Genomic DNA, 24267 nt, shown 5'->3' on the forward strand with positions numbered 1-24267 from the left:
GATCTCGATTATCTCCCCGGCGTGACGGCCGCGAGGACTTCCGGGCCACGTCGTTGCAGCATGTCGCCGCCGACCCGCGCGCCGAGCACCGCCGCGCCGACCCCGTAGGCGATGCCGACGGGCAGCAGCAGCACGCTCCACAGCGAGTCGCCGAGCAGCCACGAGCCGACCGCCATCGGGGACGCCAGCACCAGGGTGACGAACATCGAACCGAGGCTGATCACGCCCTTCATGCACCCGCCGCCGCTGTTCATCGCGAACGGGTTGCTGGAGTCCGGCAGCGCGTACGGGGCGCGGACCGACAGCACCGACATGATGGCGATCGCGACCCCGAAGGCGGCGTATCCCGAGCCGAGCGCCCCGACGATCTGCGCGGGCTTGCCGATCAGAATGCCGAGTACGGGCACGACCACGGTCAGGGCCGGCACGGCGAGCAGGGCCAGCGCCGTGCTCCGGGCCCGCAGCTCCAGCCGGCCGGGCACGCCGATCATGAGGTGGAACGCGTACGCCGACCCGCCGAAGCCGAACTGGTTGCCGGCGGCCAGCGCCAGGAACACCCCGATCCAGACGACGGTCACGCCGAGGGCGAGCGTCGTCTGCCCGGCGCTCATGCCGATCGGCATCGCGAGGCTCGCGGCGAGCATGGACAGCAGGGTCGCGCGGCGGCGCGGGTCCCGCCACCAGCCGCGCATCTCGGCGGCCACGATCGCGCCGAACACGCCCTGCGGGGCGCGGCCGAGGACCCGCAGCGGCAGGCCGGTGTCCTTGCGGGCCTGGGCGCCGCCGCTGGCCGCGCCGACCATGGCCGACTCCAGGGAGTTCGACCACCAGCGGGCCAGCAGGGCGAGGACGATTGCGGTGCCGGCGAGCTTGGCGAGGCCGAGGAGGGCGCTGCCGGTGGCGAGGTCGTACCAGGCGGTGAAGGGGGCGGCCAGGGGCGAGTACCCGATGATCCGCATGCCGTTCTTGACCGACTCCGCGTCGCCCTGAGCCATCGCGCTGGTGCTGAGCGAGATCATCGGGCCGATCAGGGTCAGGCTGAGCGTGATGCCGATCAGGGCCAGGTCCCGGGACCGGCGCGACCGGAGCGCCGCCGCGAACCCGCTGGTCACGGCGCGGCTGCCCACCACGCAGGTGCCGACGCCGAGCACGACGCCCACCGCGGCGGCGACCCCGGCGACCGGGCCGCCCTTGACGAAGCCCGCGACCACGAGGCCGGCGGTGGCGATCAGGGTGGCGATGGCCGGCACCCCGAGGAAGGCCGAGGCCAGCAGGCCCGCCATCAGCCGGCGCTTCGGGATCGGCAGCAGCGCGAACCGGGCCGGGTCCAGGGTCTCGTCGACGCCGAACATCGCGACCGGCATCACGATCCAACCGATCACCAGGAACGAGCCGAGCAGGGCGACGATCCCGTAGCCGTACTCCTCCGGGATGGCCCCCATGCTCGCGAACAGCGCGAAACCGCCCGCCGCGAGCAGGACACCGAAGAACAGCGAGAAGACCAGCGCGACCACCCGGCCGGGCTTGCCCTGGAACCCGTTGCGGAGGATCCGCAGCTTGAGGCGCACGAACACGCCGATCCCGGGACCGTCCGGGGCGACGTCGACCGGTGCGGCCGTGGTCACTTGAGCCACGCCAGCTCCTCGCCCAGGGAGGTCCGGCCGCCGGCCTGCTCGACGAAGATCTCCTCCAGCGGGCGGTCGCCCCGGACCTCGTCCAGGGTGCCGACCACCTTGATCACGCCGTCGGCGAGGATCGCGACGTGGCTGCACAGCCGCTCGACGACCTCCATCACGTGCGAGGAGAAGATCACGGTGCCGCCGGAGCCGACGAAGCGGTGCAGGATGTCGCGGATCGTGGCGGCCGACACCGGGTCGACGGCCTCGAACGGCTCGTCGAGCACCAGGAGCCGGGGGCCGTGCAGCAGCGCGCAGGCCAGCCCGATCTTCTTCTTCATGCCGGCCGAGTAGTCGACCACCAGGGTGCTGCCCGAGTCGGACAGGCCCAGCACGTCCAGCAGCTCGCCCGCGCGGGTCGCGATCTGCTCGGCGGGCATGCCACGGAGCATTCCGGTGTACGTGAGCAGCTCCAGCCCCGTCAGCCGGTCGAACATCCGAACAGCGTCGGGGAGTACGCCGAGCAGCCGCTTCGCCCCGATCGGGTCCTGCCAGACGTCGTGCCCCAGCACGTACGCCGTCCCCGCGTCCGGCCGCAACAGCCCGACGGCCATCGACAGGGAAGTCGTCTTGCCGGCCCCGTTCGGACCGAGCAGGCCGAAGAAGGACCCCGTCGGGACGGCCAGGTCGACGCCCGCGACGGCGACCTTCTCCCCGAACCTCTTGACCAGACCACGCAGCTCAAAGGCGTTTTCGCTCACGTTGCCCAGCGTAGTGGGCGTTTCGGGGCGACCATCCTCCTCGAGGAGGATCGGGGGTTAGTCCCGGATGGGGAGGCGGGGGCGGCTGCCGACCCGGGCCGGCCGGTTACTCCCGGATCGGCAGCCGGAGCGCGATGGTCGGCGCCTCGGCCATGATCCCCGCGGCCGCCGACACGGCCCGGCTCGGCCGCCGCCCGGCATAGGTCAGCTCCACGCCCTGGTACAGCTCGACGGTGTCCGCCTCGCCCACCAGTTCGCTCTGGTCCCGGCCGAGCTCGACCCGGGGCCCGTTCGCCCGGACGACGACCGTGCCGTTGGTGCTCTTGTCGGTGACGGTGAGGCTGGTACCCGCCAGGGTCAGCTCCACGTGCGCCCGGCTGATCCACTGCAGGCTCTCGTCGTCCAGCCACGGGCCGAGCATGACGCCCTGCGCGGGGGACCGGCCGACCACGACCGGCCGGAGCGCGTCGACCGCGAACCGGGTCCTGGCCGTGCCGCCGACCCACACGGTGACCGCCTGGGACACCGCCCGGGGGCCCTCGTCGCCGAGCGGAACCCCGTGCCGGGGGCAGGTCGGCCGGCCGGTGGCCAGGGTCGGGATGCCGACGGGCTCGCCGTCCGGGCAGCGCCACCGGCGGGACAGCACGGCGGCCTGCGAGGGGCCGGGGGTGCCGGGCCGGTCGATCAGGGCCACCCCGCCGAGGCCGGGTACCGGGGCCATCGTCATCGCGACGGGCAGCGGGTGCCGGGTCAGGACGGGCAGGCCGGTGATCGAGGCCAGCTCCACGAGCCGGGCGGCCGGTTCGGCGGCGATCACCTCGATCAGCCCGTCGTCGGCCCAGCGCCGGAGCACCATCTTCTCGTTGGAGGTCAGCTCCAGGCTCGACAGCAGGGCCTTGTCCGCGATGGCGTACACCGGGACGGCGGCGTCGTCGAGCTTCACCGCGAGGGCGTCCACGACGGCGCCGAGCCGGGGGAGGTACGTCGGCCGGCCGCCGTCGAGGTCGACCGCCCGCAGCACCTCGCCGACGTCCACCAGGGCGCCGACGAGGGCCGGGTCGGTGCTGAGCCGGCGCTCGATGGCGTCCAGCACCTTGCTGATCTCGAACCGCATGATTGCCCCTCCCCTGCCCGAAACGCCGCACATCGATGCAGGTCACCGGGCTTCACGTCGCTCGAATGCTACCTGTTAGCGCCCGGCCTCCCGACGCAGCAGCTCGGGAAGGTCATCAGGTGTCACCGATCCGCCAGTCAGCCCCCGGGCCGCGAACCAGGTACCCACGTTGCGGGCGTCCCGGGCCAGGTACTCCCCGCCCTGCGGGTTGACCACCACGTCCACGATCTGCGGCAGGTCGATGATGACGAGCCGCCCCTGGTGCACGAGGAGGTTGTAGGGCGACAGGTCGCCGTGCGCGAACCCGCGCTGGGCGAGGGTCACGAGCGCCTCGACGAGCTGCTCCCAGACGCTGAGGAGTTCCGCGCCCTCGGGCCGGGCGTTGGCCAGCCGGGGCGCGGCAGCGCCGTCGGCATCCCCGATGAACTCCATCAGGATCTCGGTGTCGCTGATCTGCACCGGGTAGGGCACGGGCAGGCCCCACTGGTAGCAGGTCCGCAGCGCGTTGAACTCGGACATCGCCCACTGGCCGGCGATGACCTTCCGCCCGAACTCGGACCGGTTGGCGACGGCGCGCTGCATCCGGGACTCGGCGACCTGCCGGCCCTCGGTGTACCCGGCGTCGCGGTGGAACATCTTGTGCTCGGACGACCGGTACCGCTTGGCGGCGAGCAGGGTCGCGGTGTCGGTCCCGGGCACGGACCGCCGGATCAGGAAGACGTCGCCCTCCTTGCCGGTCTTGAGGATGCCCAGCTCGGTGTCGACCGCGCCCAGGTCGGTCACGACCCAGGAGGGATGCGGCAGGGGACCGCGCTCCAACGGGGCGGCGGAGTCCCAGGTGGACCAGCGGTCACCCTCGGGCAGGCCGTCGGATGCGTCGGAAAGGTCCCATTCGGTGTCTGCTTTGTAGTGCTTCTCGTAGACGATGTCGTCGGCGTCGAAGCGGTTCTTGCCACGGGTGCGGTTGATGAAACCGCCGCTGCTGAAGGTGTCGCGCATGGTGGTGGTGAGCTCCTCGGGAGGCGCCCCACCGGCGCGGAATCGGCGCTAGACGGCGGGGCTGGGAACGGTCGGGCAGATGAGCGCAGACCGCATCACGGCAATGTCCACGGGTCTCACCCCTCTCCGTTCCGGGCACTCCGGCGTCGCCGAGCACGTCCGGGTGAAACTATCGGTCCTCTACACCGGCGCGCAACCCTTTTAATTGGTACCCGGTACAGCGCAGTATGTGCCAGGTGAGCACAGTTCTGGCCGTCACGGCCGCGGTGGTCGCGTTCGCCGCCGGGGTGATCGCGCTGCTCCGGCTGCGTGCCCGCCGGGGCATCGCCACCAGCGTGCAGCGCGCCACCTACGAGGTGCTCCGGACCGCCGGGCTGGCCGCCGAGCCGCTCCGCGCGGGGCTCACCGAGGCGGCGGCGACCAAGTCCGTCCGGCACCTGCGCCGGCTGATCGGGGCCAGCGGGCTCGCCCTGGCCGCCCCGAGCGGGGTACTGGCGTGGGACGGCACCGGCGAGCACCACCGCGACCAGATCCTCAGCTCCGGCAAGGCCGTACTCGACGCCTCGGACCTGAGCTGCGACCGGCTGGACTGCCTGATCCGGGGCGCCGTCCTCGTCCCGTTGCAGACCGACTCCGGCCGGGTCGGCACCCTGATCGCGCTGTCCGACGAGCCGCCCGCGCCCGGCCTGGTCCAGGCGGCCGTGGAGACCGGCCGGTGGGCGGCCACCCAGCTCGCGCTCGCCGAACTGGACTCCTCCCGCGACCGGCTCGCCCGGGCCGAGCTGCGCGCGCTGCGGGCCCAGATCAGCCCGCACTTCATCTACAACGCGCTGTCGGCGATCGCCTCGTTCGTGCGGACCGACCCGAAGCGCGCGCGGGAACTGATCCTGGAGTTCGCGGAGTTCACCCGGTACAGCCTGCGGGCGCACGGGGAGTACACGACGTTGGCGGAGGAGCTGCGGTCCATCGACCGGTACCTGACGATCGAGCGGGCCCGGTTCGGGGAGCGGTTGCAGGTCAGGTTGCAGGTGGCCCCCGAGGTACTCCCGGTGTCGCTGCCCTTCCTGTGCCTGCAACCGCTGGTCGAGAACGCCGTCCGGCACGGGCTGTCCCGCAAGCCCGGGGTCGGCACGATCAGCATCGTCGCCATCGACTCGGGCGCCGAGTGCCACATCACGGTCGAGGACGACGGGGTGGGCATGGAACCGCAGGCGCTGCTCGACGCGGAGGAGAGCGGGGACGGCCAGCACGTCGGGCTGTCGAACGTGGACGAGCGGCTGCGGTCGGTGTTCGGAGAGGAGTACGGACTGGTGGTGGAGACGGGCCCCGGGGCCGGTACCAAGATTTTGGTCAGAATTCCGAAGTTCCACCCGGCGGTGCGGTCGTGAGGGCGCTGCGCATCCTGGCCGTGGACGACGAGCCGCCGGCCCTCGACGAGCTGGCCTACCTGCTGCGCTCCGACCCCCGGGTCGGCGAGGTCGTCACCGCCTCCGACGCCACCGAGGCGTTGCGGGTGCTGCGCGGGGCCGACATCGACGCCGCGTTCCTCGACATCCGGATGCCCGGCCTCGACGGCATGGAGCTGGCCCGGGTGCTGCACCGGTTCGCCGCGCCGCCCGCCGTGGTGTTCGTGACCGCCTACGACGACCGGGCCGCCGACGCCTTCGACCTGGGCGTCCTCGACTACATCCGCAAGCCGGTCGAGCCGGAGCGGCTGGCGGAGTCCCTGCGCCGGATCGTGTCCGCGCTCGGTATCAAGACCGCCGCCGGCCCCGAGACGGCCGTGATCCCCGTCGAGCTCGCCGGCACGATCAAGCTGCTGCCCCGCGCCGCCGTGCACTACGTGGAGGCCCAGGGCGACTACGCGCGGCTGCACACCGCCGGCGGCTCGCACCTGGTCCGGGTGGCCCTGGCGACGCTGGCCGAGCGCTGGTCGGATGCCGGCTTCGCGAGGATCCACCGCTCCTATCTGGTACGCCTGAGCCAGATCTCCGAGCTGCGCCTCACCAGCTCCGGCTACGTCGTCGTCATCGACGGCCGCACGCTCCCCGTCGCGCGCCGCCATACCCGCGAACTCAAGGACCTCCTGCTGCGCGCCGCCAAGCAGGACGGCATCCGGTGATGACCCCCGCGAAGGGCCGGCGGACCCGGATCGTGCTCGGCGAGGTGGCCCGCGCCCGCCGGGTCAACCGCACCCGGCGCGAACTGGCCGAGCAGACCGAGATCGGCGACGCGCTGATCAAGGGGCTGGTCCGGGCGCAGCTGGCGTTGGCGCTGCGGCTGGCGCTGCTGGTCGGGCTCGGGCTCGGGACGCTGCCGCTGCTGTTCACCGTCGCGCCGGCGCTGGGCGGGGTGAAGGTGGTCGGGGTGTCGCTGCCGTGGGTGCTGCTCGGGGTGCTGCCGTACCCGTTCCTGGTGGCCGTGGGGTGGATCTACGTCCGGATGAGCGAGCGCAACGAACGCGAGTTCACCGACCTGGTCGAGAAGTGAGAGAGCCCCGGTGAGCAACCCGTGGGCACTGCCGGCGATCGTCCTCGTCACCCTGGTCACGCTCGTGATCGGCGTGTACGGCCTCCGGTTCGCCCGCACCACCAGCGACTTCCTCGTCGCCTCCCGCTCGGTCAGCCCGACCTGGAACGCGGCGGCGATCGGCGGCGAGTACCTCAGCGCGGCCTCGTTCCTGGGCGTCGCCGGGCTGGTACTCAGCTACGGCCTCGACGTCCTGTGGTACCCGATCGGGTTCGCCGCCGGCTACCTGGCCCTGCTGCTGTTCGTCGCCGGGCCCCTGCGCAGGTCCGGGGCCTTCACCCTGCCCGACTTCTGCGAACTGCGGCTCGGCTCCCGGCGACTGCGCCGGCTGGTGACCGCGTTCGTGGTGTTCATCGGCTGGCTGTACCTGCTCCCCCAGCTCCAGGGGGCCGGCCTCACCCTGCGCACCGTCACGGGCGCGCCCTACTGGGTCGGCGTGCTGCTGGTCAGCGCCGTCGTGACCGGCGGGGTGGCGCTCGGCGGGATGCGGTCGATCACATTCGTGCAGGCGTTCCAGTACTGGCTGAAGCTGACCGCGCTGGCGCTGCCCGTCGCGTTCCTGCTCCTGCACTGGCGGGCCGACGGCGCCCCGGCCCTGGTCGAGCCCAAGTCCCCGGTCGGCGCGGACTGGCTGCTCCCCGGCGGCGGCGACCACTCCGGCCAGGGCCTGTTCGGCACGTACTCGCTGCTGATCGCCACGTTCCTCGGCACCATGGGACTCCCGCACGTCCTCGTCCGGTTCTACACGAACCCGGACGGCCGGGCGGCGCGCCGTACCACCCTGGGAGTTCTGGCTCTGGTCGGTGTCTTCTATCTCTTCCCCACCATCTACGGCCTCCTCGGCCGGATCTACACCCCGGGCCTCGCCAAGCCCGACAGTGTCGTGCTCGTCCTGCCCGGGGCGGTCGTCGGCAACAGCGGGCTCGGCCAGTTCCTCGGCGCGCTGGTCGCGGCGGGCGCGTTCGCCGCGTTCCTGTCCACCTCCTCCGGCCTGCTGACCTCGGTGGCCGGCGTGCTGTCCACCGACGTCCTCGGCCGGGGCTCCGTCCGCGACTTCCGGCTGTCCGCGCTGGTCGGCGGCCTGATCCCGTGCGGACTGGCCCTCGCCGTGGCCGACCTCGACGTGTCCCGGGTGGTGGGGCTGGCGTTCGCGGTCGCGGCGGCGACCTTCTGTCCGTTGCTGCTGCTGGGGATCTGGTGGCGCGGGCTCACCGACATCGGGGCCGCCGCCGGGATGCTCAGCGGGGGCGGGGCGGCAGCCGGGGCGGTGATCCTGACCGTGCTGGGGTACGCCGGGCACGGCTGGTGGGCGGTGCTGATCACGCAGCCGGCGGCGTGGACGGTGCCGTTGGCGTTCTTCGTGATGATCACGGTCTCGCTGGCGACCCGGCGGCGCATCCCGACCACCGTCGGCCGCACCCTCCTCCGCCTCCACGCCCCGGACGCCCTCCGGCTCTGACCACCCAGTGCGCCACATCCACCACTGTCCATTCTGGACTCCGCCGCCCTTCCGGCAGCCTTCCGTGCCGATCATCCTCATCGGACCGTCGAACCGGCACATTCGAGCGCGATCCGTTGACGTTCCGTAGCCACGAGCAAAGAGTGATCAGGTCGTCACCACTCGTTGACTCAAGGAGTTGCTCGACCGATGCGCGCACGAAGTCCCTGGAATCTGGCCGTCCTCCCCACCCTGCTGCTGGCCGTACTCACCGCCTGCGGTCCGGCCGCGAACACGCCGGAGCAGTCACCCGCACCGGCCGCCACGACGCAGGAAGCGGCCCCCTACGTCGCGCCGACCACCGCGGCCCCCACCGTGGCCCCCACCACCGCGGCGGCCCAGCCGACCAAGGCCCCCGAGGCAGCCGTCGCGCCGCCCGCGGCCCCACCGGCACCGCCCAAGCCGGTCACCTGCGGGGCGGGCTACTACCTCAACTCCGACGGCAAGTGCGTCCAGCGGCCGGTGCAGGCCCCGCAGCCGCCCGCCGGTGCGAGCGCCGAGTGCAATGACGGAACCTACAGCTTCAGCGCGCACCGGCGGGGCACCTGTTCGAGCCACGGTGGCGTGAAGCGCTGGCTGAAGGACCTGCCGGCCTGACGGACGGACCCCCTCGTACCCGGAAAAGGAAGTTGCCGTTGTCCCTGGTCGGACAACGGCAACTTTTGCGAGAAGAGCTAGTACGCGCCCCGGCGGGCCAGCACCACGCCGATCGTCCGCCACAACGTCCGCAGATCGAGGAGCAGCGACCAGTTGTCGACGTAGTACAGGTCGAGGCGCACCGCGTCGTCCCACGACATGTCCGACCGCCCCGACACCTGCCACAGCCCGGTGAGCCCGGGCCGGACCAGCAGCCGCCGCCGCACGTCGCCGAGGAAGTCGCCATCCTCGGCGGGCAGCGGGCGCGGCCCCACGAGGGACATCTCGCCGACCAGGATGTTGATCAGCTGGGGCAGTTCGTCCATGGACGTCTTGCGTAGCCAGCGGCCGACCGGGGTGACCCGGGGGTCGTCCTTGATCTTGAAGAGCAGGCCGTCGGTCTCGTTCTGGTCCACGAGGGTGGCGAGCCGGTTCTCGGAGTCGACGTACATCGTGCGGAACTTCCACATGCCGAACATCCGCGACTGGTGGCCGAGGCGACGCTGCCGGAAGAAGACGGGGCCGCCGGGCTCCTTGATCTTGATGCAGAGCGCGATGACGCCGAACAGCGGGGCCAGGATCAGCAGGCCCAGGAACGCGGCGATCCGGTCCATCAGGTTCTTGGCGACCCAGCCGACCCCGGACAGCGTGGGCTCCTCGACGTGCAGGAGCGGCAGGCCCTCGACCGGGCGGATGTGCACCCGGGGGCCGGCGATGTCGGTGAGCTGCGGGGCGACGACCAGGTCGATGCCGGTGCCCTCCAGCTGCCAGGCGAGCCGGCGCAGGTCGGCGGAGTCGGAGCCGGCGGAGCCGCAGACGGCGATGGTGTCGGCGCCGAGTTCGCGGACGAGTTCGACGAGGTCGCGGTTCGCGTACACCGGGACGGGGGTCTCGACGCCGCGCGCCGCGCCGTAGCCCTCGGTCAGGTACAGCCCGACCGGCGACAGGCCGGCCTCCGGGTTGCGGGTGACGACGGTGTGCACCTCGAGCGTCTCGGGCAGCGCCCCGACGAGGAGCATCCGCTGGACGCACCGGCCGCGCTTGCGCAGGGTGTAGAGCACCCGGCGGACCATGGCCCGGCTGATCAGGAGCAGCAGGAGCGCGAGGATCAGGACCGCGCCGACGGACATCCGGGACGCGTCGGTCTTGGTGCTCATGACCGTGAAGGACACGACGGCGACGGCGGTCCAGAAGGCGCGCAGGACCCGCTTGCTCTCGTCGGAGCCCACCCCGAGGTACCGGCGGTCGTACGCGCCGTGGCCCCAGAGGACGAGCACCCAGCCGGCGGGGAGGATCAGGTACGCGACGAGGTAGAACCAGAGCGGCACCGGCTGGTTGCTGCGCTCGACGAAGCCGGCGACGGCCTTGGGGAACCAGGAGATGACGGCGAAGCTGGCGAGCGCGACGGAGAGGAAGTCGAGGACGACAAGGCAGGCCGAGTACCACCAGGCCCAGGTTGACGTTCGGTAGCTGCGGAAGAAAGCCGAGCGAGGAACACCGTTGGTCACCGGCGCCGCCTCTGGCTCATGGCCTACCGCCTGTCTGTCGCCGGCTGTGCCGGCCGGCCGGCTCTTCTTCGGGGCCGGACGCTGGAGGCTGGTCGTCACCTCAACAGGCCCTCCGGCAGTGTGCTGCTCACGGCTCCCCTAGTGTGCCACGGCCCCCGCCTCGTCCTCTGACGACCGGCCGACATTATTCGGTGTGTCCGGGTCGTGTCGAGTCGGGGTCGGTTGCGTACTTGCGAAAAACCAGCCCATTACGCCGAGTAGCGCCACTCCCGCTAGCCCGGCTGACAAAGCGTACGCCGGTGAAGGCATCGACGTAACCTGGTCCCGATAACGGAGGGTCACTTCCGCAAGAGCGTAGACGTGTAGGACCCCTGTGACAACGACCACGACCCTGACAAACTTGCGCGGGAACTCGGGCGTGAAACCCTTCGCGACGAACGCGGCGAGGAGTACGAGGCCGACCCCGGCGGGCATCGCGTACCGGCCGTGGGAGTACCAGCCCAGCTTGGGGACGAACCACAGTTCCAGCGCGACGAGGCTTCCGTAGCTGGCCAGGGCCGTGCCGAGCACCGCGATCCGGTAGCGCCGGCCGGCGGCGAGCCAGGCGGGGACGGCGAGCGCGGCGACGAGCGCGTACCAGCCGAGGATGACCCAGCCGGGCATCGTGAGTTCGCCGTAGCTGAACTGGCCGACGACCTGGTTCAGATAGAACGGCGTCCGGATCCGGACTATCTCCTCCAAAGTCTTAGCGAAACTGAGATGTACGGCACGGTCGGGGATCGCCGGAATGTCGTTCACGGCGGACGTGAGCATCCAGCCGAGCCCGAGGATCCCGGCGGCGACGATCGCGCCGAGCGCCCACCGGGTGTCGGCCCGGCGGAGCAGTTCCCGGATCCGGCCGCGTTTGGCGAACACGAGGGCCGCGAGCACCACGACCGCGAGCAGTACCGGTCCCATGTGCCGCAGGGTGAGCAGCAGCGCGCCGCCGACCGCGAACGCGACCAGGTGCCGGCGTTCGTTCCCCGTGCTCCGCACCAGGGCGAGCAGCGCCACCCAGGCGAGGATGCCGGCACTGATCTCCATCCCGTTCGGGTTGACGGAGCCGTTGAGATTCAGGGCCATGGGGGTACTGACGAGCAGCACCGCCCCGACCAGCAGCTTGTTCCGCAGCCCGTACGCGATGGCCACGGCGGCGGCGAGCAGCAGCGCGCACAGGGCGGCGGACAGCACCCGGGCGCCGATGATCCCGCCGAGGTCGGGGCTGACGGCCAGCGGAACGCCGACGGCCGCGTAGTAGAGCGGGCTGTAGCGGGCGGCGGCGCTCGGCCAGCGCACGGTGCGGTCGCCCTCGGCCGTACCCGCCGCGGGGGCCGGGGTCTGGCAGCCCGCGGCGAGCTTGTCCTTGTCGAAGCAGGTGAGCTCGCCGGGCAGCAGGCTGGCCGGGCCGTCGAAGTAGTAGCCCTGGGCGTAGACCTGGCCGGTGACGACGCCGTACGCGCGCGGGATGTGCTGCACCTCGTCGTACGTGCCGTTGACCGGGACGCCGAGCGCCCAGCCCGCGCCGAGGAGGAGGTACCCGAGGAATGCCAGCAACCAGACCCGACGCATCCCGCCAGCTTAGAGTGAAGGCTCAGGAGGCCCCGAGCCGAGCGACGCCGGGGTCACGGAGGTGGTCGCGTGCCGGAGTTGCCGGAGGTGGCGGCGCTCGCCGCGTACCTGCGCGGGCGGGCCGTCGGGCTGACGGTCACCGGGGTGGACGTGGTGGCCCTGAGCGCGCTGAAGACGTACGACCCGCCGCTGTCGGCGCTGGTGGGGCGGCAGTTGACCGGAGCCGGGTACATCGGAAAGTACCTGGATGTCGATTTCGGCGGCCTGCACCTGGTCACCCACCTGTCGAGGGCCGGTTGGCTGCACTACCGCGAGCACATCACGCCGGGTCCGCTGCGGCCGGGCAAGGGGCCGATCGCGGTCCGGGTGCGGTTCGACGACGGGTCGGGCTTCGACCTGACCGAGGCCGGCACCCAGAAACGGCTCGCGGTGCATGTCGTGACGAACCCGAGGCTGATCGAGCGGGTCGCGACCCTCGGGCCCTCCGCGCTGGAGGTGTCCCTGGAGGAGTTCGCCACCCAGATCAAGAGAAACGCGCAGATCAAGGGGGTACTGACGGACCAGCGCGCCCTCTCCGGCATCGGCAACGCGTACTCCGACGAGATCCTGCACCTGGCGAAGCTGTCCCCGTTCGCGATGGGCTCGAAACTGACGGCCGGCCAGGTCAGCGCCCTCTACGACGCGGTGCGCGGCACCCTGCACGAGGCGATCGCGCGCACCGAGGGCCAGCAGGCGGCCACCCTGAAGTCGGAGAAGCGGGCCGGGTTGCGGGTGCACGGCCGGACCGGGCTGCCGTGTCCGGTGTGCGGGGACACGATCCGCGAGGTGTCGTTCGCGACGTCGAATCTGCAGTACTGCCCGACATGCCAGACGAAGGGGAAGCCGCTCGCGGACCGCCGGCTGTCCAAGCTCGTACGCTAGGGCGCGTGAAGGTCGTCATCGCGCACAACCGGTACTCCTCCGCCCAGCCGTCCGGCGAGAACACGATCGTGGACACGGAGATCCGCCAGCTCACCGAGGCGGGCGTCGAGGTGGTCCCCTTTCAGCGCAGCTCCGACGAGATCGGTGACCAGCCGTTGTCCGAGAAGCTGCTGCTGCCCGTGTCCCCGGTGTACGCGCCGCGCGCCCAGCGGGAGCTGACCGAGCTGATCACCCGGGAGCGGCCGGACGTGGTGCACCTGCACAACCCGTACCCGTTGCTGTCGCCCTGGGTGGTGAAGACCGCGCACAAGCTGGGCGTGCCGGTGGTGCAGACGGTGCACAACTACCGGCAGAGCTGCGCCAACGGCCTGTACTTCCGCGACGGGAGGATCTGCAGGGACTGCCTGGGCAAGCCGTTCCCGTACCCGGCGGTGCAGCACTCCTGCTACCGGGGCTCGAAGGCGCAGAGCCTCATCATGGCGACGACGCTGGCGGCGCACCGGGGCACGTGGCGGTCGCTGGACCAGTTCATCGCGCTGACCCCGGCGATCGCCGAGCACCTGCTGACGCTGGGGATCCGCGAGGACCAGATCACGGTCAAACCCAACTCGATCCCCGACCACGGGTACTCGCGGGAGCCGGGCGAGGGCCTGCTGTTCGTGGGGCGGCTGTCGGAGGAGAAGGGGGTCCGGCTGCTGCTGGACTCGTGGGCCCGCTCGGCAACCGGCCGGCTCCGCATCATCGGCGACGGCCCCCTGCGCGAACTCGTCGAGAAGGCCGCCGCCGACCGCGAGGACATCGACTATCTGGGCCCGCAGAACGCCGACGGGGTCCGCGCCGCGATGCGCTCCGCCAACGCCCTCGTGATCGCGTCCACCTGGCTCGAACCCCTGCCCACGGTGATCATCGAGGCGCTGTCCAACGGCACCCCGGTGCTGGGCACCAACCTGGGCGGCATCCCGTACCTGGTCGGCGACGCCGGCTGGCTGGTCGAGCCGACCGTGGACGCCATGTCGGCGGCGATCCCGCGCGCGGCGGCCGGCGGCCTGCGCCCCGAGGCGCGCGCCCGCTACCTGGAGAACTTCACCCCCGCCGTGGTGCTCGACCGCCTGATCGGGGTGTACGAAAAGGTCCGCCGGAGCGCCGCGTCATGAATGTGACACCCCCAACGCATAACCTCTGTCCCTTTTGCTATCTTCTGCGCATGATCATTCGCCGTATTTTCACCATTGCTGCCACTGGTGCCCTTTTTGTCCTCATCCCGAGCGTGAGCCAGGCGGCCACGCCGGAGCAGTCCTTCACCATGCGCAGCCTCGACCAGAGCCAGTGCCTCGAGCAGCCCAAGGGCCAGCGGACCACGACGTTCGTGCAGTGCGACGCCGGCAGCCGCCGTCAGCTCTGGCAGTTCCCGGCCCGCAGCGACGACGGCAAGAAGATCGCCATCGCGCGGGGCCAGAAGTGCCTGACCACGATGAGCGACGTCAGCGATGTCGTCCTGCGCAAGTGCGACGACAGCCGGACCAGCCAGATCTGGCAGGCCGCTGACGGCGACGGCTTCAGCACCTTCACCAACACGAAGACCGGCTCCTGCCTCAGCAACAACGGCGGCTCGCTGATCGCCGCCCCGTGCGGGGACAGCGACAGCACGCACTGGGAGCTCACCTCGGCCAGCAAGTAGTCCACTTCCAACCGGCCCGTCGCCAGCTGGCGGCGGGCCGGACGCCTGCCCGGACGCTATCCGGTGACAGGTGCGTCTTCGTCGGTGGGCCGGTAGACCTGCCAGGCCTCGGCGGCCAGCAGCAGGATCCACAACGTGCCACCCGTGCCGCCCAGCACCCAGTCCGAGGTCGCGATCGTGGGCAGCGCCGCCACGGCGGTGATCGTGAACCACGGCGCGGCGTCCCGGGACAGCGCCCGGCGGAGCACCAGAACCAGCCCCAGCAGGAACGCCGCCACCCCGGCCATCCCGCCCCGGCGGAGCGCGCCGAAGAACGCGTTGTCGGTGGTCAGCTTCGGCGGCGTGGTGTTGGGGTCCTCCACGGAGTCCGCCCGGGTGACCGTGCCCCGTGCGTCGTCGCCGTTGCCGAACAGCTTCTCGGCGATCGTGTCGCCCTTGAAGTCCTCGATGACCTTCTTCCAGGTCTGGGTGCGCCCCGAGGTCAGGTCGGATCCCGCGCTGGAGTTCGGGTACCGGTTGTAGACCAGCCACTGCGGCCCACCCGAGCCGATCATCAGCGCCACCAGCAGCACGAAGGGCACCAGCACGGTGACGACCGCGCGACGCCCGGAGCCCGCGTGGTCGACCCTCTTCCGGAACACCAGCCACGCGTGCACCAGGGCGGCGGCGACCGCGAAGCCCCACGCCGTCCGCGAGGTCACGAGCAGCAACATCAGGAACGAGGTTCCGAGTACGCCGGCGCGCTGCCACACCGCGAACGCGCGGTCCGGGGCGATCCGCAGCGCGACGAGTACGGAGATCAGCGCGATCGAGTTCGGGTGGTACAGGAAGAACGGGCCGCCCCAGAACCGCTGGGCCATGTTGTTGCCCCACGCCGTGCCCGGTACCGCGTGCACGTCGTCCAGCGCGTTGCCCGAGCCGACCAGGAGCAGGACGCCCAGGGCGAGCAGGAACGCCGCCGCGATGGCCGGGGTCGGGTCCGTGCGGGTCCTCCGGATCACCGAGAGGACGGCCAGGGCGCCCAGGGTGAACAGCCCGCCGTAGACGATCCGCTGGACGCTCACCAGGGGGTGGTTCAGGAGGGCGCCGAGCGTGCCGAGGAACCAGTACGCCAGGCCGAGCCAGGCACCGCCCAGCTTCGGCAGCTTCGCCAGGTCCCGCAGCCACGGGAACGTCCACGTCGCGAACACGGCGCCCTCGACGACCAGGAAGCCCCACACCACGCCCGGGCTCTCGCTGAACGACCAGCTCAGGATGCCGGCCCCGACGAAGAACCCGCCGAGCAGCAGGCCGCGCACGGTCAGCCCCGGCAGGCTCAGGGCCAGGCCGACCACCGCCCAGCCCAGGGCGGCGGCCAGGAAGGCGCGCAGGCCGTTGGCCGAGGACTCCTGGGTGGCCTCCACGAGGCCGGCGGCACCGGCGACGAGGAGTCCGAGGAGCGCGAACCGCTGGTAGCGCGGCGGGGTCAGCAGAGGCATCGGATCAGCCTACGGGGCGGCGCAGAGCCCACAGGTACACGGTGATCATGGCGAGCAGGCCCACGGCCGCGCCGATCGTGAGCCCCCAGGCAGTCCGGAGCAGCGAACCGTCGAGCGCGCCGAACAGCACGCCGGTGAGGCTGGTGGCCGTGAACACCACGTACTGGCCGAACAGCAGTTTCGCCCTTTGCAGCCCCCGCAGGGCGGCCGTGAACGGGATCTGGAGCAGGTAGATGGCGGCCTGCAACGCGACGGGCAGCGCGATCGGGGCGACATCGTGGTAGTCGCCGTTGTGGTACCAGACGAGCACCGGCTCGGCCAGCGGCACCACGACCGCGATGGCCGCCGCGCCGATCCCCGCGCCGAGCAGCGCCACCTTCAGCGTCAGCCGGCGCAGCGCGGGCAGGTCCCCGGCGGCGGCGAGCCGGGAGAACCGGGGCACCATCAGGGCGTTCATGGCCGTGACCAGGTTCTGGACCGGCTGGAGAACCGTGAGCTGGGCGAGCCGCAGCCCGGCGTAGCTGGCCTCGTTGAGGAACTTCGCCACGAGCGTCGCCACCAGCATCGTCTGGCTCTGCCCGACCAGGGCGCTCGCGCTGAACCAGCCCGACAGGTGCCGGGTCTCGCGGAACCACGCGCCCAGCCGGCCCCGGAACGGGTTCAGCCGGGTCCGGACGAGATACAACGCCGCTCCGGCGGAAGCCCCGATCCCCCAGGCGAACAGCAGCGCCCCGCCGCTCTTCCAGCCGGCGAGCAGCGCGACCGTCACGGCGGCGGCCTGGGTGAGCACCCAGGTCAGGTCGATCGTCAACGCGTTGAGCTGCTCGCGGGCGGCGAGGAACGTGTGCCGCCCCGTGTCGTGCAGCAGCAGCAACGGCAGGAACGGCACCGCCCAGATCAGGTCCCCGAACCAGTCGGCCGGCCCGAACAGCCACAGGCCGAACAGCACCACCGCGCACAGCGAACCGATGATCAGCGCGGAGGCGAGCGCGTCTGACTCGCGACGGCGCCGGTCGGCCCCGTCGAACCGGGACACGTGCGCGAGCACCGCCTCGCCGATGAAGGCCCGGCTGACGCCCATCGCGAAGTACAGCGTGGTGATCGCGATCAGCACCGAACCGGCGCGCGGCCGGTCGAGCACGACGGTGGCGAGCAGCGCGTTGCCGGCGCTGGCCAGCGCGATGACCACCTGGTCGGTGAGGCCGAGCAGGATCCGCCGCCGACCGGAGCCGGGCGGGATCGCGGGCAGCGGCTCGTCGGGCTGGTCGTCGACGGAGACGGCTTCCGACGCGTCGTCCGGCACCCGCGCGTCCTCCGGCACGGCCCGCGCGCCGTCCGGGGCGGCTGCCGGACCGTTCCCCGGTCGGGAGGTCATGAGCCCTGCGCCGCCGTCTTCTCCGCCCACGACCGCTGGGCGGCGCGGGCCGTGAACAGGATGCTGGCCAGCAGGAACAGCCCGTTGACGGCGGTGAAACCGACCAGGACCCAGATCGTCCATCCGGGTACGAGCCAGATCGCGGCGCCGAGCACGGTGACCACGAACGCGTAGTCCCGGATCAGCTTGACGAGCCGGACGGCCAGCGAGCGCGAGGTGACCATGCTGACCGGCGCGTCGCCCTGCTGCATGACGGAGGTGACCAGGTTGACCATCCAGGTACCCGCGAACAGCGCGTAGACCCACCCGGGCGCGTCCGGGGTGTACTCGGCCGCCACGGCGCTCACCGCCGCCACCAGGGCGATCTGGAGGGCCACGTCGCACAGCACGTCGATCCGCGCCCCGGCCGGGCTGCCGGTCTTCGTGGCCCGGGCGAGCTGCCCGTCCCCGCAGTCGATCCCGTACGCGAGGTGCCAGAGCAGGAGCGCGACCAGGCCGATCCAGCCGTGGTAGTTCCCGGTCTGCGCGGCGGCGATCACCCAGACCGAGCCGGCGAGGCCCAGCAGCAGGTTGGCGCCGCTCATCACGGTCGGGGACAGCCCGAGCCGGCGGAAGGCCATGGCGCTGACCGCGCCGATCCACTGGCTGACGCTCTCGGTGGCCAGGCCGCCGCCCCGGTTCAGGGCGTAGTAGTCCCGGAGCTTCACAGGGTGTTCGCCCGGGCGAGGTCCTCGTCGAAGTCGACCTCGACGCAGCCGAACTTGGAGATGTCGACGGCGCGGAACCGCAGCCCCTCGGCGGCGATGGCGTTCTCGATGCCGCGCTCGAAGTACTCCTGCTCGTCGACGCGGGCCAGGTGCTCGACCAGGGCGGGCCGGTCGGCGGCGGAGACGTAGTTGATCCCGACGGCCTCGCCGAGCCCGCCGACCACCTTCTTCGACAGCTCCTTGATGAAGCCGGCGTCGTCGAGGGTGTACTTGACCTCCTCCTCGGCGACGCTGGCCGTGTTCACCGCGACGAAGCTCTGCTCGGCGGCGAGGCACTCGGCGAACAGCTCCAGCAGACCGGGCTGGAACACCACGTCGCCGTTGAGCCAGAGCACCCCGCCGGGCGGGCCGAGCCGCAGCGCCTTGAGCAGGCTCTTGGAGGTGTTGGTCTGGTCGTAGAACTCGTTGTAGACGAAGGCCGCGTCCTCGGCTGCCGCCTCCATGACCAGGTCTTTCTTGAACCCGACCACGATGGCGACGTGGGCTGAGGGCCCGTAGGTCGCCCGGATGTGGTCGAGTTGCTGCCGCAGGATGCTACGACCGTCAGCGAGCGGGGTAAGGGGCTTTGGGTGGGGACGACCGAGTCTGGTCCCCATGCCAGCGGCCAGGATCACGACGTTGCGCACCGCCGAAGGATAACCGGCGACGCGCCAATTTCTTTGGTCGCGGGCGCACTGTGCGTCAAGATATCCGTAAAGTGAGCACAGGAGGTAGTCATGCGTGTACGCGAAGCTATGAGTACCGAGATCCTCTCCGTCGGCCCCGCACACAAGCTCCGCCAGGTAGCCCAGCAGATGTCGGCCCGCCGGTTCGGTGCCGCCATCGTCGATGATGCCGACGCGTCCGGTTTCGGCATCATCACCGAACGCGACATTCTCAACGCGATCGCCTCGGGTCTCGACCCGGACGTGGCGGAGGCGGGTGAGCACTACACCCCGGACGCGATCTGCGCCGGCCCCGACATGGACCTCGCCGAGGCCGCCCGGACCATGATCAGGGGTGGCTTCCGGCACCTGATCGTCATCGAGAACGACCAGGTCGCGGGCATGATCTCGGTACGCGACATCGTCAGGGCCCGGGTGGAGCATCCAGTAGACGCCTGACCGCCGCGCGGAGCGGGTCGACCGCGTTCCGGCCGCGTACGGGGTGCACCGCGTTGGTCAGCAGCGCGACCACGGACCGGCCCCGCACGAACAGACCCGTACCCGTGAATCCCGTGTGTCCGAATCCACCGCCCGCGAGGCGCAGGTTGGGCAGGTCGACGAGCGCCGGGCAGAACCCGGTGCGGAGCGCCTCCCCGAACGCCGCGACCTCCCCGACCGGCGCGAACAGTCCGGCGTGCCCGCACGGCCCGCCGAGCGCGAACGCCGTCCCGTCGTGCACTTTCCCGCGCACCAGGCCGCGACCGGGTTTGAACTCGGTCGCGGCGGTGCGTGCGGGGTCCGGCGCGTAGCTGGTCTCCCCGAGCCCGAGCGGCTCGGTGACCAGCTCGCGGACCAGCCGGTCGAGGGGCGCGCCGGCCTCCTGTTCGGCGATCCGCCCGGCGTGCAGCAGCCCGACGTCGGAGTAGACGTCCGGGCCGCCCGCCCGCTGCGCCAGGATCCCGGGCCAGGTCCGCAACTCCTCCGGCACCGAGGCCGGCAGCCCGGCCGTGTGGGTGATCAACTGCCGCAGGGTGTACCCGCCGGGCCGCTCCGAGTCCAGGTCCAGCCCGAGCCGCAGCACCACCGCCGTCGTGTACAGCTTCGTCACCGAGGCCAGGTCCCACAGCGTGTCCGGGGTGACCCCGGGGCGCTCCGCGGCGAGGGTGCCCGCCGGATCCGCGTACCGCACCAGTTCCCCGGCGACCGCGCTGTCGGCCACCACCCCGTCCACCAGATGGACGGCCGCCGCCCCCGGAACGGTGTGGGGGACCGCACCCGTCAACACGCTGTAGAGATCCACAACCCGGAGCCTAAACTTCGGTGCATGACCGCCGAGCAGCTCATCTCCTTCGCCCGGGGCGCGCCGTCCCTGGACATCATCGACATCGAGGGCCTCAAGGCCGCCGCCGTGCGCGCGTTCGACGCGGACCCGGCCGGAGTGACCGCCTACGGCACGTCCGTGGGCTACCTGCCGCTCCGGCAGTGGATCGCCGACAAGCACGGCACGACCCCGGCCCACGTGCTGGTGACCAACGGGTCGCTGCAGGCCGACGCCTTCCTGTTCGAGCAGTTCGTCACGCCGGGCGATGTGATCATCGTCGAGAAGCCGACGTACGACCGCACCCTGCTGAACCTGAAGAACCGGGGCGCCGACGTCCGGGCGATCACCGTCGACGCGGACGGGATCGACACCGACGAGCTGCGCGCCCTGCTGGAGTCCGGGGTCCGCCCGAAGCTCGCGCACATCATTCCGAACTACCAGAACCCGGCCGGCGTCACGCTGTCCCTGGAGCGTCGGCACGCGCTGCTCGCCCTCGCGGCGGAGTACGGCTTCACGATCTTCGAGGACGACCCGTACGTCGACATCCGGTTCCGGGGCGAGGCCCTGCCGTCGATGCTGTCCCTGGACACCAGCGACGTCGTGGTGCACGCCTCGTCGTTCACGAAGACGGTCTGCCCCGGCGTCCGGGTCGGCTACCTCGTCGGTCCGACCACGCTGATCTCGGCGATCGCGGCCACGGCGACGAACCTCTACATCTCGCCGAGCATGCTCTCCCAGGCGACGGTGTACCAGTTCTGCGTGTCCGGCGACATCGAGAAGTCGATCTCCACCGTGTGCACCGCCCTCGGCGAGCGCGCCCGGCTGCTCGGCGAGGCCCTGAACAAGCACATCCCGGATGCGACCTTCGTGGCCCCGGACGGCGGCTACTTCCTCTGGGTCGAGCTGCCGGCCACCGTCGACGTGGACAAGCTGCTGCCGGCCGCGACCGCGCTGGGCGTGGCCGTCGTCAAGGGCAGCGACTTCCTGCTGGAGGGCGGCAAGAGCTCGCTGCGGCTGGCGTTCTCCGCCGTCACCGACGACCAGATCGACGAGGGTGTCCGCCGGATCGCCGAGGCCATTCGTACCGTGTCGTAATTACGTCATTTCCCGATGGCGCAATGTCGCCATCACGAGGGTGTTTCTTTTCGGCATCGGGCCGGGAAAGAATGCCTCCCAGCACCGCAAAAAAGCCCTCCCCAGGACAGTGCGGTGCGCAAGGGCACCATGCCCCCAAGGGCACCGAGCAGGTTCGGCCGCATCCCCCCGTAGCGGCCGAACCTGCTCGGTGTTGTTTCACGTGGAACCAGACCACGTGGGAAGCTTTCACGTATGGCAGAGCAGGAGCGGGGTTTGAGCCGGGCGCTGAGTGCGCCCGTGCGCGCGGTCAGCCAGATTCTCCGGCCGACGACTCCCTCGCCCGCCAGACAGACCCCGCACGGCACCGGCCTCGTCGACTTCGCGCTGTACGTCGGCGGCGTCCGCCAGGAAGGCGAGTGGAGCTACAAGGAGGCGTACGCGGCGGCCCGCGAGCAGGGCAAGGCCTTCGTCTGGATCGGGCTGCACGAGCCGACCCCCGACGAGTTCGCCGGCATCGCCGAGGCGTTCGACCTGCACGAGCTGGCCGTCGAGGACGCGGTGAAGTCGTTCCAGCGGCCGAAGCTGGAACAGTACGAGGACATGACGTTCGCCGTCGTGCGCACCGCCCGGTACATGCCGCACGACGAGCTCACCGAGACCAGCGAGGTCATCGAGACCGGCGCCGTGATGCTCTTCATCGGCGAACACTTCGTGATCACGGTGCGGCACGGCGCGGCCGTCCGGCTCAAGCCGGTCCGCGAGGAGCTGGAGAACCGGCGCGAACTGCTCGCCCAGGGGCCGTGGGCCGTGTTCCACGCCGTCGTCGACCGGGTGGTGGACGTCTACCTCGACGTGTCCGCCGCCGTGGAGACCGACCTCGACGAGCTGGAGGCCAGCGTCTTCAGCCGGGACCGCAAGTCCAACATCCAGGAGATCTACCAGCTCAAGCGCGAGCTGGTGGAGTTCAAGCGGGCCGTGTTCCCGTTGCAGCGCCCGTTGCAGGTCCTCGTCTCCGGGCAGATCTCCAGCCTGCCCAAGGAGCCCCGGCGCTACATCCGCGACGTCAACGACCACCTGCAACGCGTGGTCGAGCAGATCGCCGCGTACGACGACCTGATCAACTCCGTGCTCCAGGCCCGGCTGGCCCAGGTGACCGTCGACCAGAACAACGACATGCGCAAGATCGCGGCCTGGGCGGCGATCGCGGCGGTACCGACCGCGATCGCCGGCATCTACGGGATGAACTTCGACGTCATGCCGGAACTCAAGTGGAAGTTCGGGTACGCGTTCATCTGGGCCGTGATCGTGGCCGCCTGCGCGGGGCTGTACCGGTTCTTCCGCCGGTCGGGCTGGCTCTAGCCGCACGCGCGGGCGCTCCGACCGGGCACGCGGGCGCTCCAGCCGGCAACCTCGCCGCACCCGCCGGCCGCACCCACGGGGCCTCTGTCCGGACACACGAGAGCGGCGCGCGAGTTACCGCGCGCCGCCACCCGTACCCGTCGAGGTCCTAGCTCTTCAGCTTCCGCGCGCCCGACTCGACCGAGTCCGCGACGTGGTTGAGGGTGTCCCTGGCCTTGTCCTTCAGGTCACCCGCGGCGTCGACCGCCTTGTCCTTGACGTCCCCGGCGGTGTCGCGCAGGTTGTCGGCGACGGTGCGCACCTTCTCGGCGACCGGGTTCTCGTCGTCGAACTCCAGCACGTGCACCGGCTCGTACTCGTCCCAGCGGGCGTTGCGGCGCGCCATCACCAGAGCGGCGGCGGCACCGGCGACGACGCCCACGCCGAGCACCCCGACCAGCAGCGGCCACCGGGAACGGCGCTTGCCGCCGAGTCGCGCGGTGGCGGACTCCAGGCCGTGCAGCGCGGCCTCCCGGGCCCGCTCGACCCGCGGACTGACCAGATCGCGCGCCTGGTCGACCCTCGGGGCCAGCTTCTCCGCGGCGCCCTCGGCGATCAGGGAGGCAACCCCCCGCAGGTGGTCACGGCACTCCCCGAGCTCGCTGGAGATCTGCTCTCCACGACTCAGAGTCTTCCGTCCTAGTCCCAGCACCTGCCCCGCCTCCTTCGATGTCAATATGTCTTTATCCTGCCCTCTCCGCCTGGCCACTGCCAGCAAAACGGCGTACCTCGACGTACCCGGTTCGTCGCGGTCGCAAACGGCGCCGCCGGCCCACATGACAGGATGGGAGGTGAATTGGCCCGACGATCTAGGAGATTCTCGTGTTCGCGACCCTGCACACGAACGCCGGCAACATCAAGCTGGAGCTCTTCCCGAACCACGCACCGAAGACGGTCGCCAACTTCGTCGAGCTGGCCGAGGGCACCAAGGAATACACCGACCCGAAGACCGGCCAGCCGGGCAAGGGCCCGTACTACGACGGCACCATCTTCCACCGCGTCATCTCCGGCTTCATGATCCAGACCGGCGACCCGACGGGTACCGGCCGGGGCGGGCCGGGCTTCAACTTCAAGGACGAGATCCACCCCGACCTGCAGTTCACCGAGTCGTACCAGCTCGCGATGGCCAACGCCGGCCCGGGCACCAACGGCTCGCAGTTCTTCATCACCGTCAGCGCGCCGAACTGGCTGAACGGCAAGCACACCATCTTCGGCAAGGTCGCCGACGACGACTCGAAGAAGGTCGTCGACGCGATCGCCACCGCTCCGACCGCGGCGGGCGACAAGCCGCTGAGCGAGCTGCGGATCGAGAGCGTCACGATCGAGCGCTAGAGCCGGA

The 24267-nt window shown here is 71.1% G+C and carries 24 protein-coding genes; 12 read left to right on the forward strand and 12 right to left on the reverse strand.

From position 1 onward, the window contains the following. Positions 1–8: 8 nt before the first annotated feature. From AB0M43_RS29290 to AB0M43_RS29305, 4 genes are all read right to left on the reverse strand, one after another. Positions 9–1634, reverse strand: coding sequence for an ABC transporter permease (locus tag AB0M43_RS29290; RefSeq protein WP_363729011.1), 1626 nt, complete (start codon positions 1632–1634; stop codon positions 9–11). Continuing rightward, positions 1622–2377, reverse strand: coding sequence for an ABC transporter ATP-binding protein (locus AB0M43_RS29295; protein WP_363729012.1), 756 nt, complete (start codon positions 2375–2377; stop codon positions 1622–1624). The genes AB0M43_RS29290 and AB0M43_RS29295 overlap by 13 nt, the downstream gene beginning before the upstream one ends. A gap of 106 nt (positions 2378–2483) precedes the next feature. Beyond that, entirely contained in the window at positions 2484–3491 is a 1008-nt protein-coding gene (locus tag AB0M43_RS29300; RefSeq protein ID WP_363729013.1) for an FHA domain-containing protein, read from the reverse strand. 75 nt (positions 3492–3566) lie between these two features. Further along, a complete protein-coding gene (locus AB0M43_RS29305) occupies positions 3567–4490 on the reverse strand; it encodes an RIO1 family regulatory kinase/ATPase (RefSeq protein WP_363729014.1) in 924 nt (307 codons plus the stop codon). A 227-nt stretch (positions 4491–4717) separates the two neighbouring features. Here AB0M43_RS29305 and AB0M43_RS29310 point away from each other — a divergent pair, with 227 nt between their 5' ends. From AB0M43_RS29310 to AB0M43_RS29330, 5 genes are all read left to right on the forward strand, one after another. Then, a complete protein-coding gene (locus AB0M43_RS29310) occupies positions 4718–5878 on the forward strand; it encodes a histidine kinase (RefSeq protein WP_363729015.1) in 1161 nt (386 codons plus the stop codon). Continuing rightward, on the forward strand, positions 5875–6612 hold the full coding sequence (locus AB0M43_RS29315) for a LytTR family DNA-binding domain-containing protein (RefSeq protein WP_363729016.1): 738 nt from the start codon (positions 5875–5877) through the stop codon (positions 6610–6612). Before AB0M43_RS29310 ends, AB0M43_RS29315 begins: the two co-directional genes overlap by 4 nt. Further along, complete coding sequence (locus AB0M43_RS29320) at positions 6612–6980, forward strand: hypothetical protein (protein ID WP_363729017.1); 369 nt, start codon at positions 6612–6614, stop codon at positions 6978–6980. Before AB0M43_RS29315 ends, AB0M43_RS29320 begins: the two co-directional genes overlap by 1 nt. Before the next feature lie 10 nt (positions 6981–6990). Continuing rightward, the gene (locus AB0M43_RS29325; RefSeq protein WP_363729018.1) at positions 6991–8478 is read left to right on the forward strand and encodes a cation acetate symporter; all 1488 of its coding nucleotides are present in this window, start codon (positions 6991–6993) and stop codon (positions 8476–8478) included. 189 nt (positions 8479–8667) lie between these two features. Next, positions 8668–9114 carry a DUF3761 domain-containing protein gene (locus tag AB0M43_RS29330; RefSeq protein WP_363729019.1) on the forward strand — a complete coding sequence of 149 codons (447 nt, stop codon included), beginning with the start codon at positions 8668–8670 and terminating at the stop codon, positions 9112–9114. Between the two features lie 77 nt (positions 9115–9191). On the opposite strand, the gene AB0M43_RS29335 is transcribed toward AB0M43_RS29330, so the two are convergent. Then, positions 9192–10661 (reverse strand): sugar transferase, encoded by a 1470-nt coding sequence (locus tag AB0M43_RS29335; protein ID WP_363729020.1) that lies wholly within the window; start codon positions 10659–10661, stop codon positions 9192–9194. A gap of 138 nt (positions 10662–10799) precedes the next feature. Next, positions 10800–12269: a DUF2142 domain-containing protein gene (locus AB0M43_RS29340; RefSeq protein WP_363729021.1), complete on the reverse strand. Its 1470-nt coding sequence runs from the start codon at positions 12267–12269 to the stop codon at positions 10800–10802. Between the two features lie 69 nt (positions 12270–12338). Between AB0M43_RS29340 and AB0M43_RS29345 the strand changes: the two genes are divergently transcribed. From AB0M43_RS29345 to AB0M43_RS29355, 3 genes are read left to right on the forward strand one after another with little or no spacing between them, the layout of a single operon-like run. Next, positions 12339–13190 carry a DNA-formamidopyrimidine glycosylase family protein gene (locus tag AB0M43_RS29345; protein WP_363729022.1) on the forward strand — a complete coding sequence of 284 codons (852 nt, stop codon included), beginning with the start codon at positions 12339–12341 and terminating at the stop codon, positions 13188–13190. Positions 13191–13195: 5 nt separating this feature from the next. Continuing rightward, the gene (locus tag AB0M43_RS29350) at positions 13196–14344 is read left to right on the forward strand and encodes a glycosyltransferase family 4 protein (protein ID WP_363729023.1); all 1149 of its coding nucleotides are present in this window, start codon (positions 13196–13198) and stop codon (positions 14342–14344) included. 50 nt (positions 14345–14394) lie between these two features. Beyond that, the gene (locus AB0M43_RS29355) at positions 14395–14868 is read left to right on the forward strand and encodes an RICIN domain-containing protein (protein ID WP_363729024.1); all 474 of its coding nucleotides are present in this window, start codon (positions 14395–14397) and stop codon (positions 14866–14868) included. 56 nt (positions 14869–14924) lie between these two features. Here the strand turns inward: AB0M43_RS29355 and AB0M43_RS29360 are convergent, their stop codons facing one another. The 4 genes from AB0M43_RS29360 to AB0M43_RS29375 are packed head-to-tail and all read right to left on the reverse strand — an operon-like array spanning position 14925 to position 19114. Next, positions 14925–16346 (reverse strand): O-antigen ligase family protein, encoded by a 1422-nt coding sequence (locus tag AB0M43_RS29360; RefSeq protein WP_363729025.1) that lies wholly within the window; start codon positions 16344–16346, stop codon positions 14925–14927. A 4-nt stretch (positions 16347–16350) separates the two neighbouring features. After that, positions 16351–17721 (reverse strand): hypothetical protein, encoded by a 1371-nt coding sequence (locus AB0M43_RS29365; protein ID WP_363729026.1) that lies wholly within the window; start codon positions 17719–17721, stop codon positions 16351–16353. Then, complete coding sequence (locus AB0M43_RS29370) at positions 17718–18428, reverse strand: CDP-alcohol phosphatidyltransferase family protein (RefSeq protein ID WP_363729027.1); 711 nt, start codon at positions 18426–18428, stop codon at positions 17718–17720. The genes AB0M43_RS29365 and AB0M43_RS29370 overlap by 4 nt, the downstream gene beginning before the upstream one ends. Next, positions 18425–19114 (reverse strand): phosphocholine cytidylyltransferase family protein, encoded by a 690-nt coding sequence (locus tag AB0M43_RS29375; protein ID WP_363729028.1) that lies wholly within the window; start codon positions 19112–19114, stop codon positions 18425–18427. The genes AB0M43_RS29370 and AB0M43_RS29375 overlap by 4 nt, the downstream gene beginning before the upstream one ends. A 90-nt stretch (positions 19115–19204) precedes the next feature. Between AB0M43_RS29375 and AB0M43_RS29380 the strand changes: the two genes are divergently transcribed. After that, positions 19205–19591 carry a CBS domain-containing protein gene (locus AB0M43_RS29380; protein WP_363729029.1) on the forward strand — a complete coding sequence of 129 codons (387 nt, stop codon included), beginning with the start codon at positions 19205–19207 and terminating at the stop codon, positions 19589–19591. On the opposite strand, the gene AB0M43_RS29385 is transcribed toward AB0M43_RS29380, so the two are convergent. Next, positions 19557–20432 carry a serine hydrolase gene (locus tag AB0M43_RS29385; protein WP_363729030.1) on the reverse strand — a complete coding sequence of 292 codons (876 nt, stop codon included), beginning with the start codon at positions 20430–20432 and terminating at the stop codon, positions 19557–19559. The genes AB0M43_RS29380 and AB0M43_RS29385 overlap by 35 nt on opposite strands. A 24-nt stretch (positions 20433–20456) precedes the next feature. Between AB0M43_RS29385 and AB0M43_RS29390 the strand changes: the two genes are divergently transcribed. After that, a complete protein-coding gene (locus AB0M43_RS29390; RefSeq protein WP_363729031.1) occupies positions 20457–21548 on the forward strand; it encodes a PLP-dependent aminotransferase family protein in 1092 nt (363 codons plus the stop codon). Positions 21549–21782: 234 nt separating this feature from the next. After that, the gene (corA, locus tag AB0M43_RS29395) at positions 21783–22889 is read left to right on the forward strand and encodes a magnesium/cobalt transporter CorA (protein ID WP_363729032.1); all 1107 of its coding nucleotides are present in this window, start codon (positions 21783–21785) and stop codon (positions 22887–22889) included. Positions 22890–23037: 148 nt separating this feature from the next. Here corA and AB0M43_RS29400 read toward each other — a convergent pair whose 3' ends face one another. Beyond that, positions 23038–23580, reverse strand: coding sequence for a hypothetical protein (locus AB0M43_RS29400; RefSeq protein WP_363729033.1), 543 nt, complete (start codon positions 23578–23580; stop codon positions 23038–23040). Between the two features lie 164 nt (positions 23581–23744). Here AB0M43_RS29400 and AB0M43_RS29405 point away from each other — a divergent pair, with 164 nt between their 5' ends. Beyond that, positions 23745–24260, forward strand: a complete 516-nt coding sequence (locus tag AB0M43_RS29405) for a peptidylprolyl isomerase (RefSeq protein WP_363729304.1) — start codon at positions 23745–23747, stop codon at positions 24258–24260. Positions 24261–24267 lie beyond the last annotated feature (7 nt).

Source organism: Longispora sp. NPDC051575, from assembly GCF_040681875.1.
Classification (GTDB): Bacteria; Actinomycetota; Actinomycetes; order Mycobacteriales; family Micromonosporaceae; genus Longispora.

Bases quoted from the DNA above. Each gene is read 5' to 3' on its own strand.
- AB0M43_RS29310 (WP_363729015.1), top strand. From the start codon at position 4,718: ATGTGCCAGGTGAGCACAGTTCTGGCCGTCACGGCCGCGGTGGTCGCG.
- AB0M43_RS29300 (WP_363729013.1), bottom strand. From the start codon at position 3,491: ATGCGGTTCGAGATCAGCAAGGTGCTGGACGCCATCGAGCGCCGGCTC.
- AB0M43_RS29365 (WP_363729026.1), bottom strand. From the start codon at position 17,721: ATGACCTCCCGACCGGGGAACGGTCCGGCAGCCGCCCCGGACGGCGCG.
- AB0M43_RS29390 (WP_363729031.1), top strand. From the start codon at position 20,457: ATGACCGCCGAGCAGCTCATCTCCTTCGCCCGGGGCGCGCCGTCCCTG.
- AB0M43_RS29355 (WP_363729024.1), top strand. From the start codon at position 14,395: ATGATCATTCGCCGTATTTTCACCATTGCTGCCACTGGTGCCCTTTTT.
- AB0M43_RS29360 (WP_363729025.1), bottom strand. From the start codon at position 16,346: ATGCCTCTGCTGACCCCGCCGCGCTACCAGCGGTTCGCGCTCCTCGGA.
- AB0M43_RS29380 (WP_363729029.1), top strand. From the start codon at position 19,205: ATGCGTGTACGCGAAGCTATGAGTACCGAGATCCTCTCCGTCGGCCCC.
- AB0M43_RS29340 (WP_363729021.1), bottom strand. From the start codon at position 12,269: ATGCGTCGGGTCTGGTTGCTGGCATTCCTCGGGTACCTCCTCCTCGGC.
- AB0M43_RS29320 (WP_363729017.1), top strand. From the start codon at position 6,612: ATGACCCCCGCGAAGGGCCGGCGGACCCGGATCGTGCTCGGCGAGGTG.
- AB0M43_RS29330 (WP_363729019.1), top strand. From the start codon at position 8,668: ATGCGCGCACGAAGTCCCTGGAATCTGGCCGTCCTCCCCACCCTGCTG.
- corA (WP_363729032.1), top strand. From the start codon at position 21,783: ATGGCAGAGCAGGAGCGGGGTTTGAGCCGGGCGCTGAGTGCGCCCGTG.
- AB0M43_RS29305 (WP_363729014.1), bottom strand. From the start codon at position 4,490: ATGCGCGACACCTTCAGCAGCGGCGGTTTCATCAACCGCACCCGTGGC.